At 66.4% G+C, this 13,031-nt stretch carries 13 protein-coding genes; 10 read left to right on the top strand and 3 right to left on the bottom strand.

Annotation, left to right across the window (positions count from 1 at the left end; translation table 11 throughout):
- Positions 1-230 precede the first annotated feature (230 nt).
- Complete coding sequence (locus tag AC5P53_RS09805) at positions 231-857, top strand: DUF47 domain-containing protein (protein ID WP_004152833.1); 627 nt, start codon at positions 231-233, stop codon at positions 855-857.
- Between the two features lie 13 nt (positions 858-870).
- Positions 871-1,992 (top strand): inorganic phosphate transporter, encoded by a 1,122-nt coding sequence (locus AC5P53_RS09800; RefSeq protein WP_014646691.1) that lies wholly within the window; start codon positions 871-873, stop codon positions 1,990-1,992.
- 265 nt (positions 1,993-2,257) lie between these two features.
- Here the strand turns inward: AC5P53_RS09800 and AC5P53_RS09795 are convergent, their stop codons facing one another.
- The 3 genes from AC5P53_RS09795 to parE all read right to left on the bottom strand — a co-directional run bounded on the left by AC5P53_RS09795 (position 2,258) and on the right by parE (position 6,511).
- Entirely contained in the window at positions 2,258-3,754 is a 1,497-nt protein-coding gene (locus tag AC5P53_RS09795; RefSeq protein WP_046429900.1) for a S10 family peptidase, read from the bottom strand.
- Positions 3,755-3,864: 110 nt separating this feature from the next.
- Complete coding sequence (locus tag AC5P53_RS09790) at positions 3,865-4,443, bottom strand: GNAT family N-acetyltransferase (protein ID WP_041864133.1); 579 nt, start codon at positions 4,441-4,443, stop codon at positions 3,865-3,867.
- Between the two features lie 178 nt (positions 4,444-4,621).
- Entirely contained in the window at positions 4,622-6,511 is a 1,890-nt protein-coding gene (gene parE / locus AC5P53_RS09785) for a DNA topoisomerase IV subunit B (protein WP_032959196.1), read from the bottom strand.
- 171 nt (positions 6,512-6,682) lie between these two features.
- On the opposite strand from parE, the gene AC5P53_RS09780 reads away from it, so the two are divergent.
- The 8 genes from AC5P53_RS09780 to ispD all read left to right on the top strand — a co-directional run bounded on the left by AC5P53_RS09780 (position 6,683) and on the right by ispD (position 13,016).
- Positions 6,683-6,916 (top strand): hypothetical protein, encoded by a 234-nt coding sequence (locus tag AC5P53_RS09780; RefSeq protein WP_014646695.1) that lies wholly within the window; start codon positions 6,683-6,685, stop codon positions 6,914-6,916.
- Positions 6,917-7,316: 400 nt separating this feature from the next.
- Positions 7,317-8,981: a CTP synthase gene (gene pyrG, locus AC5P53_RS09775; RefSeq protein ID WP_014646697.1), complete on the top strand. Its 1,665-nt coding sequence runs from the start codon at positions 7,317-7,319 to the stop codon at positions 8,979-8,981.
- 89 nt (positions 8,982-9,070) lie between these two features.
- The gene (gene kdsA / locus AC5P53_RS09770; protein WP_005408999.1) at positions 9,071-9,901 is read left to right on the top strand and encodes a 3-deoxy-8-phosphooctulonate synthase; all 831 of its coding nucleotides are present in this window, start codon (positions 9,071-9,073) and stop codon (positions 9,899-9,901) included.
- Positions 9,898-10,245 (top strand): hypothetical protein, encoded by a 348-nt coding sequence (locus tag AC5P53_RS09765; RefSeq protein WP_032959194.1) that lies wholly within the window; start codon positions 9,898-9,900, stop codon positions 10,243-10,245. The genes kdsA and AC5P53_RS09765 overlap by 4 nt, the downstream gene beginning before the upstream one ends.
- Positions 10,245-10,574, top strand: a complete 330-nt coding sequence (locus AC5P53_RS09760) for a hypothetical protein (RefSeq protein WP_049442298.1) — start codon at positions 10,245-10,247, stop codon at positions 10,572-10,574. Before AC5P53_RS09765 ends, AC5P53_RS09760 begins: the two co-directional genes overlap by 1 nt.
- A 96-nt stretch (positions 10,575-10,670) precedes the next feature.
- A complete protein-coding gene (gene eno, locus AC5P53_RS09755) occupies positions 10,671-11,963 on the top strand; it encodes a phosphopyruvate hydratase (RefSeq protein ID WP_241886670.1) in 1,293 nt (430 codons plus the stop codon).
- 4 nt (positions 11,964-11,967) lie between these two features.
- Positions 11,968-12,321: a cell division protein FtsB gene (ftsB, locus tag AC5P53_RS09750; protein WP_005412924.1), complete on the top strand. Its 354-nt coding sequence runs from the start codon at positions 11,968-11,970 to the stop codon at positions 12,319-12,321.
- Entirely contained in the window at positions 12,318-13,016 is a 699-nt protein-coding gene (gene ispD / locus AC5P53_RS09745; RefSeq protein WP_111205682.1) for a 2-C-methyl-D-erythritol 4-phosphate cytidylyltransferase, read from the top strand. Before ftsB ends, ispD begins: the two co-directional genes overlap by 4 nt.
- The last annotated feature ends 15 nt before the right edge of the window (positions 13,017-13,031 follow it).

The raw sequence follows: 13,031 nt of genomic DNA, 5'->3' as shown, positions 1-13,031 counted from the left end.
GCGCTCAGGAACGGGATCCGGCGCGGCGCAGGGGGATAAGGGTCGTCGTCCATAAGGTGCGCCCGAAGGCGCGCTGGCATCTTAGCAAAGGGGCATGGCAGGGTGGCAACCGCCTGTTCAGGTTGGGGGTTCCAAGGCCTCGAAAGGGGGCGGGGATACCCGTGATGGTCATCTAGCCGTCATAATTCCATCTGGTGCCGTCCTTCCCGCGACGGCTGACAGGTTTCTCAATGTTCTCTCTGCAGACCATTTTCGGTTCCGGCAAACAGTTCTACACCCTGCTCGATGAGGCTGCCGTCGCGGCTTCCGACGCCGCCAAGGCGCTGCATTCCATGCTGCGCGAGGCCGACCGCCAGCCCGCGCTGGACGCCTTCAAGCTGGCCCGCCTGCGCGAACGCGCGGCCTCGGACAAGATCAGCCAGGCGCTGGTAGACAGCTTCATGACCCCGATCGAGCGCGAAGACATCGAAGCGCTGGGCTCGGCGCTGTACAAGATTCCCAAGCAGATCGAGAAGTTCGCCGACCGCTATTCGCTGGCCACGACGCACCTGGAGCACATCGACTTCGCGCCGCGCGCGGCGATGCTCGAACAGGCCGCCGGCGTGGTGGTGGAGATGGTGGCCGACCTGCGCCACATGAACCTGGACCGGATGACCGCGCTCAACGAGAAGCTGCGCTCGCTGGAGAACGAGGCCGACCGCCTGATGCTCGAGCTGTACCGCGACATCTATTCGGGCCGCCTGGACAACCTGCAGATGTTCCTGCTGAAGGAATTCTTCGAGATCCTGGAAAAGGCCATCGACCGCTGCCGCGAGGCTGGCGTGGTGGCGTACCAGATCGTGTTGAAGAACAGCTGACGGACGCCGCCGCATGTTGACCCTTGTCCTGGTGGTGATCCTGGCCGCGCTCGTCTTCGAGTTCATCAACGGCTTCCACGACACTGCCAACTCCATTGCCACCGTGGTGGCGACCAAGGTGCTCTCGCCCGGCTGGGCGGTGATGCTGGCCGCCTTCATGAACCTCATCGGTGCACTGACCGGTACCGCGGTGGCGCTGACCATCGCCTCGGGCCTGCTCAACACCAACGTGGTCGAGGTCACCCCGCAGGTGATCCTGTGCGCCCTGCTGGGCGGCATCATCTGGAACCTGATCACCTGGTGGAAGGGCCTGCCGTCCTCGTCCTCGCACGCCCTGATCGGTGGCCTCTGCGGCGCTGGCCTGGCTGCCGCCCACAACAACTGGGACGCGCTGATCTGGTCCGAGCGCCTGGGCAGCTGGGCGCAGAACAAGGGCCTGCTGTGGAAGGTGTTCGTGCCGATGATCACCTCGCCGATTGCCGGTTTCCTGCTCGGCATCGTGGTGATGGTGCTGCTGTGGGCGCTGATCGCCGGCCTGGCCAAGATCGGTGGTGCCATCGGCCGCCTGGCGCGTCCGCGCATCGTCAACGCCTTCTTCGGCAAGGCGCAGATCGCCTCGGCGGCCTACATGGGCTTCGCCCACGGCCACAACGACGCGCAGAAGACCATGGGCATCATCGCCATGACCCTGATCGGTGCCGAAGCCACCGGCGCATTGAACGACCTGCCGTCCTGGCTGGCCTTCATGCACCCGGACGCGCATGCCGGTGACGGCATCGCGATGTGGATCGTGCTGACCTGCGCGGTGGTGATGGCGGCCGGTACCGCTTCGGGCGGCTGGAAGATCATCAAGACCCTGGGCCACAAGATGGTCAAGCTGCACCCGATCCACGGCTTCGCCGCGGAGACCAGCTCGGCCACCATCCTGACCCTGGCGGCCCACTTCGGCATGCCGGTCTCGACCACGCACAGCATCTCCACCGCGATCATGGGCGTCGGCTTCGCCAAGAACCCGCGCTCGCTGAAGTTCGGCGTGATCGAGCGCATCGTCTGGGCCTGGATCCTGACCATCCCGGCGGCAGGCGGCTGCGCGTACCTGATCCTGAAGCTGTTCGAGCTGTTCGGCTGGACCTGATCGCCACGCCAAGGTTGCAAACGAAAAAGCCCGCCATATCAGGCGGGCTTTTTCATGGGCAAGAATTTTTCCGCACCCACCGTGTCGACCAAGGTCGACACCTACCAGAGCAGAACCAGGGTCAGGGCCCGTTGCCAAGCAACGGGATCCGCCCCGTGCCGACCAACGGTCGGCACCCACCAACAGCCCTCAGGAAGCCAGCTTTTGCAGTTGCCGTTGCCGTGGCTGTCAGCGGGTGCCGGGCCGCAGGCCCGGCCAAACCCCTTCAATTACGCTGGAACAACGCCTGTACATCCTTGCGGAACGCCGCCTGGCTGTCCGCCCGGCTGTAGAACATGTGCCCGCCCGGATAACTGCGCACCTGCACCCGGTCCGGATTGCTGCCCATCGTCGGCATCTGGTCCACGGTCAGGATCGAGCCCATGAACGGGCACGACAGGTCGTTCCAGCCATGCACGATCAGCACCTGCAGATGCGGGTCGATCGCCACCGCCTGGCGCAGCTGGGTCACCGCACCCTGGCGCAGTTCGCCATTGCGGTCCCACAGCCGGTTCACGTCGTAGTTCAGCGCCTGGTAGCGCGCATCTACTTTCCAGCCGACCACGCGCGTCACGAAGTCGACCATCGCCGTGGTGGTCGGCGCGATGATGCTGTCCAGCAGTGGGTCGTTGGCGCGCTGCTCCGGATCATTCGGGAACGGATCGAACGCGGTCACGTTGGAGTCGTAGCGGCTGCCCAGCGTGCCCTTGTCGCGGAACACTTCACGCAGGTAGGCCTGGGTCTCCAGGCGCCCGCCAGCGCGGCGCACGAACTGCGGGTCCAGTCCGGTCAGCGCGGTGACCCGGCGCAGCATGGCTTCCGTAGCCTGCGGATCGCTGCGGCCCTTCATCAACGCGGTGGCGTAATCGCCACGGGTGTACTCCACCACCTCGCGCATCGCCGCATCGGTCAGCTTGCCCTGGCGCTCCAGGTGCGCCGCGGCGATCGACGGCAGCGTCTGCATCCACGCCATCGGCGAGACATCGGCGTTGTCTTCCAGGGTCGGGCTCAGGTAGGGCGAGACCAGCACCAGTCCGTTCATTGCCACGCCCAGCCGGGTCTGCAGGAAGTGGGTGATGCGCGGGCCGCGGTAGCCACCGTAGCTCTCGCCGGTCAGGTACTTGCGCGAGGCCATGCGCTGGTTGCGCAGCAGCCAGTCGTAGATCGAGCGCGACAGGTATTCGACGTCGGCACTGGGGTTGTAGAGCGCTTTCTTGGCTTCATCGTCGCCGATCCGCGCGCGGCTGAAGCCGGTACCGACCGGATCGATGAACACCAGATCGGTGAAGTCCAGCCAGGTGCCCGGGTTGTCGTGCAGGGTGGCCGGCGCCGATGCGCTGTCACCCTCGGAGCCGAAGGTCACCACCTTGGGCCCGATCGCGCCCATGTTGAGGTACACCGACGACGCACCGGGGCCGCCATTGAGCGCGAAGGTCACCGGCCGGTCCTTGCCCGGCATCGTGTAGGCGGTGAACACCACATCGGCGATCACCTTGCCCTTGGCATCGCGTACCGGCAGGGTGCCGACGGTGGCGGTGTAGTCCAGGGTGCGGCCGGCCAGGCGCATGCTCTGGCGGGCCGAGGCGTCGGCGGGCAGCGCAGGCGCTTCGGTCTTGTCGTCTTTCGGGTCGGGCTTGCCCTCGGCGTCGGACGCGGCCAGCACGCTGGCAGGGGCGATGAGCAGGCCGACGCAGAGCGCGGCAGTGTGCAGCAGGGACTTCATGGCACCGGTTCGGCAGCGGAAGGGGGTTCCGATGCTAGGCCGGTGGCGGGCCATGCCGTATGTGTCCAAAGGCATGGCCGTGCGTTGAGCCCGCTACTGGCCAGATTGGGTCAAGCGGGGAGGGTGGCTGCGGCGTCGTCATCGGCCAGCAGGCCGTAGACGGCCGAGTCGGCCAGCTGCCCCTGGATGCGCCAGCGCTGGCGCAGCACCCCCTCGCGGTGGAAGCCCAGGCGTTCCAACACGTGCGCGGACGGCGCATTGCGCGGGTCGATCTCGGCTTCCACCCGATGCAGGTGCAGGGTGCGGAACAGGTAGGCCAGTACCTGTTGCAGGGCCTCGTGCATATAGCCCTGGCCCTGGCGATCGGGTGCCAGCAGGTAGCCGATCTCGGCGCGCGCCGCATCGCGGTCCACCGCGAATACCACGCAGATGCCCAGCAGCGGACCTTCCAGCGACTCGCGCACGGCCAGCTTCAGCTGGGTGCCGATGGCATGGGCGGCGAGGTCATCGTCGATCTGCTCGCGCGCTTCGGCCAGTCGCGTCCAGGCTGGATGGTTCCACCATCGCATGACATCCGGGTTGGACTGCAGCGTGAACAGCGCGGCGGCGTCGTCACGACGGATCGGGCTCAGGACCAGCCGTGCACTGTGCAGCGGCAGGCCGGGGAACAGCAGCGAGTGGCTGGCCAATACGATGGTCCACACGGGTGGACGCGCATTATGGCGCTGCCGGGTTTGCCGATGGGGGCGGATGGGGTCGGAGCGCATGGGGTCGGATCCGTTTCCTGACAGGAAACGGCTCTGACCCCACTGCCGCCAACCGGGTCAGAGCCCTTTCCTGCGGAAAGGGATCCGACCCCGCTCCGGATCAGACCTCCAGCGAGGCCAGATCGCCCTTCGACTCCAGCCAGCCCTTGCGGTCGGACGCGCGCTTCTTGGCCAGCAGCATGTCCATCAGCGAACGGGTCTGCTCGCCATCGTCCACGGTCAGCTGCACCAGGCGGCGCGTATCCGGATGGATGGTCGACTCGCGCAGCTGGTTCGGGTTCATCTCGCCCAGGCCCTTGAAGCGGGTGACGTTGACTGCGCCCTTGATCTTCTCGCGCTCGATCTTGTCCAGCATCGAACGCTTCTCTTCCTCATCCAGGGCGTAGAACACCTGCTTGCCCACGTCGATGCGGAACAGCGGCGGCATTGCCACGAACACGTGGCCGGCATCGACCAGCGCCGGGAAATGCCTGAGGAACAGCGCGGTCAGCAGGGTGGCGATATGCAGGCCGTCGGAGTCCGCGTCGGCCAGGATCACCACCTTGCCGTAGCGCAGGCCGGTGATGTCGTCCTTGCCGGGGTCGCAGCCGATGGCCACGGCCAGGTTGTGCACTTCCTCCGAAGCCAGCACGCTGTTGGACGACACTTCCCAGGTGTTGAGGATCTTGCCGCGCAGCGGCAGGATCGCCTGGAAATCCTTGTCGCGCGCCTGCTTGGCGCTGCCGCCTGCCGAGTCACCTTCCACCAGGAACAGCTCGGTGCGCGACAGGTCCTGGCTGATGCAGTCGGCCAGCTTGCCGGGCAGGGCCGGGCCCTGCGTGACCTTCTTGCGGACGACCAGCTTCTCGGTCTTCAGGCGCGCACTGGCGCGCTCGATGGCGATCTGCGCGATCTTCTCGCCCAGCTCCACGTTCTGGTTCAGCAACAGGCTGAACGCATCGTGCGCGGCGCCCTCTACAAAGCCGGCGGCCTGGCGCGAGGACAGGCGTTCCTTGGTCTGGCCGCTGAACTGCGGGTCGGTCATCTTCAGCGACAGCACGAACGACACCCGGTCCCACACGTCTTCCGGGGCCAGCTTGACGCCGCGTGGCAGCAGGTTGCGGAAGTCGCAGAACTCGCGCAGCGCCTCGGTCAGGCCGGTACGCAGGCCGTTGACATGGGTGCCATGCTGGGCGGTCGGAATCAGGTTGACATAGCTTTCCTGGACCAGCTCACCTTCCGGCAGCCAGGCCACGGCCCAGTCCACCACCTCGGTGTCCTTCTTGAGGTTGCCGACGAACAGGTCGGCCGGCAGCGATTCGCGCTCGCCCAGTTCCAGCTTCAGGTAGTCGCGCAGGCCGTCTTCGTAGTACCAGGTATCGACTTCACCGGTGGCTTCGTCGGTCAGCTTGACGGTCAGGCCCGGGCACAGCACGGCCTTGGCGCGCAGCAGGTGCTTCAACGCGCGCACCGCGAACTTGGGCGTGTCGAAGTACTTCGGGTCCGGCCAGAAGCGCACGCGGGTACCGGTGTTCTTCTTGCCGACGGTGCCGACCACCTCCAGCGGCGTGGCGCGGTCGCCATTGCGGAAGGTGATGCGGTGTTCGGCACCTTCGCGCTTGATGTGCACCTCCACCAGGGTCGACAGCGCGTTGACCACGCTGACGCCGACGCCATGCAGGCCGCCGGAGAAGGTGTAGTTGTTGTTGCTGAACTTGCCGCCTGCATGCAGGCGGGTGAGGATCAGTTCGACGCCCGGGATCTTCTCTTCCGGATGGATGTCCACCGGCATGCCGCGGCCGTCATCGCTGACCTCCACGCTGCCGTCCTTGTACAGGGTGATCTCGATCGAGCGGGCATGGCCGGCGAGGGCCTCGTCCACCGAGTTGTCGATCACTTCCTGCGCCAGGTGGTTCGGGCGCGCGGTGTCGGTATACATGCCGGGACGGCGCTTGACCGGGTCAAGGCCGGACAGGACTTCAATATCGGCGGCGTTATAGCGGGCGTTCATCTATCTTCTAAAGCGCGGAGCGACGCGCAAGTGTGCGGTCTGGACGGCGATTTTGCACGCCTGCGGTTCAGCCTCGGCGCCGGGGAGGGGGTAAAATGGCAGCCGCTGGAATCTGAACGCCGGCGGCCCCATCGGGTCGAAACGTCCAAGCCATACCGCGAGGAGGACCTCATGAAGAAGTTGCTGACCGTTGCAATCCTGGCCGCTGCCGCCGTTGCAGTGCCGCTGGTGGTGGCGCAGAACGCGGGCCAGCCGGCCCCGCAGCAGGGTGACCAGGCCGACAAGGCGCAGGCCGAGGCCGATGCCAAGGCCAAGCGTCGTGCCCAGGCCAATGCCGAAATGAAGGCGCAGGGCCAGCCGGCCCCGCAGAAGGAAGAAGAGGAAGAAGCGCGCAAGAAGCGCTGATCCCGCAACCTGCCAAGCGCCCTTGCGACAAGGGGTGCGCAACGGAACGCCCCGCTCAGCGGGGCGTTTCTTTTTAGGAACGTGGCGTCTGCCCCTTGGGTTGGCGGCCATCAATCTGTAAACTATGGCTTTCCGGGAGTAAGTGCGTGTCCACCCTTTGCGAATGGGCTGGAGCGGCCAAGCGTGGCTTCCAGCATGGCGGGTCGCAGGTGACGGTCGATTTGGCCGGCACGGCCGCCCCGACCTCGCACGATGGTCCCCGTCCGGCGCCTGCCGCCGCACGGATCCGCACCTCCCTCGCTGTCCCAGCGAACCGGAAAACCCCCTCCGAGCACCATGCCCGCCCTCCGGGTGCGCGTGGTGTTGCCGTTTTCCATTTCCAGACAGGATGCTTGCAGCCATGACTCCCTTGATTTTCGTAACCGGCGGCGTGGTGTCCTCGCTCGGCAAAGGCATTGCCGCCGCGTCGCTGGCCGCCATTCTCGAAGCCCGGGGCCTGAAGGTCACGATGATGAAGCTCGACCCGTACATCAACGTCGACCCGGGCACCATGAGCCCGTTCCAGCACGGTGAGGTGTATGTCACCGATGACGGCGCCGAGACCGACCTCGACCTGGGCCACTACGAGCGCTTCGTGCGCACCCGCCTGAGCCGCAAGAACTCGGTCACCACCGGCCGCATCTACGAGAACGTGATCCGCAAGGAGCGCCGCGGCGACTACCTGGGCGCGACCGTGCAGGTCATTCCGCACATCACCGACGAGATCCGCCGCTGCATCGACGAAGCCACCGAAGGCTACGACGTGGCGCTGGTCGAGATCGGTGGAACCGTCGGCGACATCGAGTCGCTGCCGTTCCTGGAAGCGATCCGCCAGGTGCGCACCGAGCGTGGCCCGGAGAAGGCGCTGTTCATGCACCTCACCCTGGTGCCGTACATCGGCGCCGCGGGTGAGCTGAAGACCAAGCCGACCCAGCATTCGGTGAAGGAGCTGCGTTCGATCGGCATCCAGCCGGACGTGCTGCTGTGCCGCTCCGAGCAGGCCGTGCCGGATTCGGAGCGCCGCAAGATCGCCCAGTTCACCAACGTCTCCGAGCGCGCAGTGATCAGCGTGCCGGACGTGGACGTGCTGTATCGCATTCCGTCGGGCCTGCACGCGCAGGGCCTGGACGAGATCGTGGTCAACCAGCTGAAGCTGGCCGACAAGGCCGGTCCGGTCGATCTGTCGATGTGGGAGGACGCAGTCGATGCGACCCTGCATCCGCTGGATGAAGTGACCATCGCCGTGGTCGGCAAGTACGTGGATCACCAGGATGCCTACAAGTCGGTCGGCGAAGCACTGAAGCACGGCGGCCTGCGCCAGCGCACCAAGGTCAACCTGAAGTGGCTGGAAGCACAGGATCTGGAAGGCACCGACATGGCCGCACTGGCCGATGTCGACGGCATCCTGGTGCCGGGTGGCTTCGGTGACCGTGGTTTCGAAGGCAAGGTGCTGACCTCGAAGTTCGCCCGCGAGCAGCACGTGCCGTACTTCGGCATCTGCTACGGCATGCAGGCGGCCGTCGTCGATTACGCGCGCAACGTGGTCGGCCTGGAAGGCGCCAACAGCACCGAGAACGACCGCCAGTCGCCGAACCCGGTGATCGGCCTGATCACCGAATGGCGCACCGCCACCGGCGATGTCGAGAAGCGTGACGACAAGAGCGACCTCGGCGGCACCATGCGCCTGGGCCTGCAGGAACAGCGCCTGAAGCCGGGCACGCTGGCCCGTGAGCTGTACGGCAAGGACGTCGTCGCCGAGCGCCACCGCCACCGCTACGAGTTCAACAACCGTTACCGCACCCAGCTGGAAGATGCCGGCCTGGTGATCGCCGGCAAGTCGATGGACGACACCCTGGTGGAAGTGGTCGAACTGCCGCGCGACGCGCATCCGTGGTTCCTGGCCTGCCAGGCGCACCCGGAATTCCTGTCCACGCCGCGTGACGGCCACCCGCTGTTCATCGGTTTCATCCGTGCCGCGCGCGAGCGCAAGGCCGGCGGCAAGCTGCTTTCCGAAGCGCGCGCCTGACTTGTGAATGGGGGCTTCGGCCCCCATCCTGCATGCTTCAACCCCCAGCGCACCGGCCCGGCCGGTGCTGCGGACAACAAGGAAACGCCATGAAACTGTGTGGATTCGAGGTCGGGCTGGACCAGCCCCTGTTCCTGATCGCCGGCCCCTGCGTGATCGAGTCGATGCAGCTGCAGCTCGATACCGCCGGCAAGCTGAAGGAAGTCACCGACAAGCTCGGCGTCAACTTCATCTTCAAGTCCAGCTTCGACAAGGCCAACCGCACCTCGGGCACCGCGTTCCGCGGCCCGGGCATGGAAGAGGGCCTGAAGGTCCTGGCCGAGGTCAGGAAGCAGATCGGCGTGCCGGTGCTGACCGACGTCCATGAGTACACCCCGATGGACGAAGTGGCCTCGGTGGTGGATGTGCTGCAGACCCCGGCGTTCCTGGTCCGCCAGACCGACTTCATCCGCAAGGTGTGCTCGGCCGGCAAGCCGGTCAACATCAAGAAGGGCCAGTTCCTGGCGCCCTGGGACATGAAGCCGGTCGTGGAGAAGGCCAAGGCCACCGGCAACGAGCAGATCATGGTCTGCGAGCGCGGTGCCAGCTTCGGCTACAACAACCTGGTCAGCGACATGCGCTCGCTGGCGGTGATGCGCGATACCGGTTGCCCGGTGGTGTTCGATGCCACCCACTCGGTGCAGTTGCCGGGCGGGCAGGGCACCAGTTCCGGTGGCCAGCGTGAGCACGTGCCGGTGCTGGCCCGTGCTGCCGTCGCGGTGGGCATCTCCGGCCTGTTCGCCGAGACCCATCCGGATCCGTCCAAGGCCCTGTCCGATGGCCCCAACGCGTGGCCGCTGGACCAGATGGAAGCGCTGCTCGAGACCCTGATGGAGCTCGACGCGGTGACCAAGAAGCACGGCTTCTCGCGCTTCGCGTGAGTCGTGACCCGAGGGTGGCGCTGGAAGCCCAGCGTCATCGCCGGCACTGGAAACAGTGGCCCTGGGGCCTGATCGCACTGGGCCTGGCCGTGCTGTTCACCGTGGGCATGTTTGGCCTGGTGCTGATCGGTGCGGCGTCGGTGCGCCCCCCGGGTGATGGCAGCAGCGCGCTTGATCTGCGTGCGTATTTCATTGCGCTGCTGGTCGCGGAGCTGCTCGGTGCCGCGGGCTGCCTCGCGGCCGCGGTGCTGGCCTGGCGGCTGAATCGCGGCAAGGTGGCGGCTGGCTTTGCGATCATCCTGCTTTCGCTGTGGCTCGGCGCCCTGTTCTACGGATTGCTTTGATGAATACGAGCACGTCGGCGCGCGGCTGGCCCTGGGGCCTGGTCGCGCTGGGGCTGTCCGTGCTCGCCTGGGCGTCCCTGCTGCTGGGAGTAATGGCCTTTGCGGCCAGCTTCGGCTCGCCGGGTGACGGAAACCATGGCATCCAGGCCATGCAGTACTGGATCGTGGCCGCGCTGGTCGCTCTGGGTGTGTCTTTCGTCGGCAGCCTGGTGGCGATGGTGCTCGCCTGGCGACGCCGTCGTGGACCCGTCGCGGCAGCGGTGGCCGGTGCGTTGCTGGTGATGCTGGTGTCGCTGGCCCTGATCGTGATCGGGTCCAGCTGGGGCTGATGCCGCCCAGGCCATTTGGCAAGTGGCGGGCAGCCGGGGATAATCACGCGGCATTCGTTTTGTCGCCCCCTCTCCAGACAGGTAACCGGCCCGACCATGAGTACGATCCGCAGCATCCACGCCCGTGAAATCCTTGACAGCCGTGGCAACCCCACGCTGGAAGCCGAAGTCATCCTGGAGGACGGTTCGTTCGGTCGTGCCGCGGTTCCCTCCGGCGCCTCGACCGGCACCAAGGAAGCGGTCGAGCTGCGTGACGGTGACAAGACCCGTTACCTGGGCAAGGGCGTGCGCAAGGCCGTCGACAACGTCAACACCACGATTGCCGCCGCGCTGAAGGGCTTTGAGGCTACCGACCAGGCCGGCCTCGACCGTCGCCTGATCGATCTGGACGGCACCGAGAACAAGGGCCGCCTGGGTGCCAACGCGCTGCTGGGTGTTTCAATGGCCGCCGCGCATGCCGCCGCTGCATCGAACAAGCAGGCACTGTGGCAGTACCTGGCCGCCAGGGCCGGCGTGACCCCGGCGCTGCCGGTGCCGATGATGAACATCATCAATGGCGGCGCGCATGCCGACAACAACGTCGACTTCCAGGAGTTCATGGTGCTGCCGGTCGGCTTCACCTCGTTCTCCGAAGCGCTGCGTGCCGGTACCGAAATCTTCCATTCGCTGAAGTCGGTGCTGAAGGGCCATGGCCTGAGCACCGCGGTCGGCGACGAAGGTGGCTTCGCGCCGGACTTCCGCAGCAACGTCGAGGCGCTGGACACCATTCTCGAAGCGATCGGCAAGGCGGGCTACACCGCCGGTGAAGACGTGCTGCTGGGCCTGGACGTGGCCTCCAGCGAGTTCTTCGAGAACGGCAAGTACAACCTGGTCGGCGAGAACAAGCGCCTGACCTCCGAGCAGTTCGTCGACTTCCTCGCCGACTGGGCCGCGCAGTACCCGATCATCACGATTGAAGATGGCCTGGCCGAGAATGACTGGGCCGGCTGGAAGCTGCTGACCGACCGCATCGGCAAGAAGGTGCAGCTGGTCGGCGACGACCTGTTCGTGACCAACCCGAAGATCTTCCAGGAAGGCATCGACTCGGGCACCGCCAACGCGATCCTGATCAAGGTCAACCAGATCGGCACCCTCAGCGAAACCCTGGAAGCGATCGCCATGGCCGATCGTGCCGGCTACGCCGCCGTGGTCTCGCACCGTTCGGGCGAAACCGAAGACACCACCATCGCCGACATCGCAGTGGCCACCACCGCCACCCAGATCAAGACCGGTTCGCTGTGCCGCAGCGATCGCGTGGCCAAGTACAACCAGCTGCTGCGCATCGAGGAAGCCCTCGGCGCCGGCGCGCGTTACGCCGGTCGTGACGCGTTCGTTTCGCTGAAGCGCTGAGCCGATGCGCGACTGGCGCTGGATGCTGCTGGTGCTGGCCCTGTTGCTGGGCTGGCTGCAGTACCGCTTCTGGTTTGGTCCGGGCAATTCGGGTGAAGTGATGATGCTCGAAGCCCAGGTCGCCAACCAGGAGCGGGACAATGAGGGCCTGCAGCAGCGCAATGATGCGCTCGCTGCGGAAGTGAAGGACCTCAAGGAAGGCCAGTCCGCCATCGAGGAACGCGCGCGCAGCGAGCTGGGCATGATCAAGCCCGGCGAGAAGTTCTATCGCGTGGTCGAGGATGCGCCGGTCCACCCGGCGCAGCCTGCGGCAGGTGTCAGTGCGCAGGTTGGCGACCACCCGGCGGACGTGCCATGAGTGCGGCGATCTGGGTCGTGGTTCCGGCTGCTGGCCGTGGCACCCGCTTTGGCGCGCCGTTGCCCAAGCAGTACCTGCAGGCGGGCGGGCAGATCCTGCTCGCCCATACCCTGGACGCCCTGCTGGCGCATCCGGCCGTAGCCGGGGCAATGGTAGTGATCGGCCCGGACGACGCCGACTGGCCCGGCTGGAACGAGTGGGCGGGCAAGCCGGTGCTGACCTGCATCGGTGGCGCGACCCGTGCCGCTTCGGTGCTGGCTGGCCTGCAGGCGCTGCCGGAGACGGTGCGCGCTGATGAATTCGTGCTGGTCCACGATGCCGCGCGGCCGAACCTGTCGCTGGCCGACCTTGGCCGCCTGCTTGAAGTCGGTCGTGCCGATCCGGTCGGGGCGATCCTGGCCGCACCGGTGCGTGACACCCTCAAGCGTGCGGGCGACGACGGTGGCATCGATGGCACCGAGCCGCGCGAGCGGCTGTGGCGCGCACTGACACCACAACTGTTCCGCCGCCACCAGCTCAGCCGCGCGCTGTCCGAAGCCGCCGCCGCCGGTGTTGAAGTCACCGATGAGGCCATGGCCATGGAGCGCCAGGGCCAGCGCCCGCTGCTGGTGGAAGGCAGCGAGGACAACTTCAAGGTCACCACCCCGGCCGATCTGGACCGGTTTGAATTCGTACTTTCCCGCCGCGCCGGCTGACCGTCCGCGCGGCCC

It is taken from the genome of Stenotrophomonas sp. YJH_SMC_82 (genome assembly GCF_059368875.1).
Note: the sequence above shows the minus strand (reverse complement) of the source record. Positions and strands in the feature narration are given on the sequence as shown.

Bases quoted from the DNA above. Each gene is read 5' to 3' on its own strand.
- kdsA (WP_005408999.1), top strand. From the start codon at position 9,071: ATGAAACTGTGTGGATTCGAGGTCGGGCTGGACCAGCCCCTGTTCCTG.
- AC5P53_RS09800 (WP_014646691.1), top strand. From the start codon at position 871: ATGTTGACCCTTGTCCTGGTGGTGATCCTGGCCGCGCTCGTCTTCGAG.
- pyrG (WP_014646697.1), top strand. From the start codon at position 7,317: ATGACTCCCTTGATTTTCGTAACCGGCGGCGTGGTGTCCTCGCTCGGC.
- AC5P53_RS09805 (WP_004152833.1), top strand. From the start codon at position 231: ATGTTCTCTCTGCAGACCATTTTCGGTTCCGGCAAACAGTTCTACACC.
- parE (WP_032959196.1), bottom strand. From the start codon at position 6,511: ATGAACGCCCGCTATAACGCCGCCGATATTGAAGTCCTGTCCGGCCTT.
- eno (WP_241886670.1), top strand. From the start codon at position 10,671: ATGAGTACGATCCGCAGCATCCACGCCCGTGAAATCCTTGACAGCCGT.
- AC5P53_RS09760 (WP_049442298.1), top strand. From the start codon at position 10,245: ATGAATACGAGCACGTCGGCGCGCGGCTGGCCCTGGGGCCTGGTCGCG.
- ispD (WP_111205682.1), top strand. From the start codon at position 12,318: ATGAGTGCGGCGATCTGGGTCGTGGTTCCGGCTGCTGGCCGTGGCACC.
- ftsB (WP_005412924.1), top strand. From the start codon at position 11,968: ATGCGCGACTGGCGCTGGATGCTGCTGGTGCTGGCCCTGTTGCTGGGC.
- AC5P53_RS09780 (WP_014646695.1), top strand. From the start codon at position 6,683: ATGAAGAAGTTGCTGACCGTTGCAATCCTGGCCGCTGCCGCCGTTGCA.
- AC5P53_RS09795 (WP_046429900.1), bottom strand. From the start codon at position 3,754: ATGAAGTCCCTGCTGCACACTGCCGCGCTCTGCGTCGGCCTGCTCATC.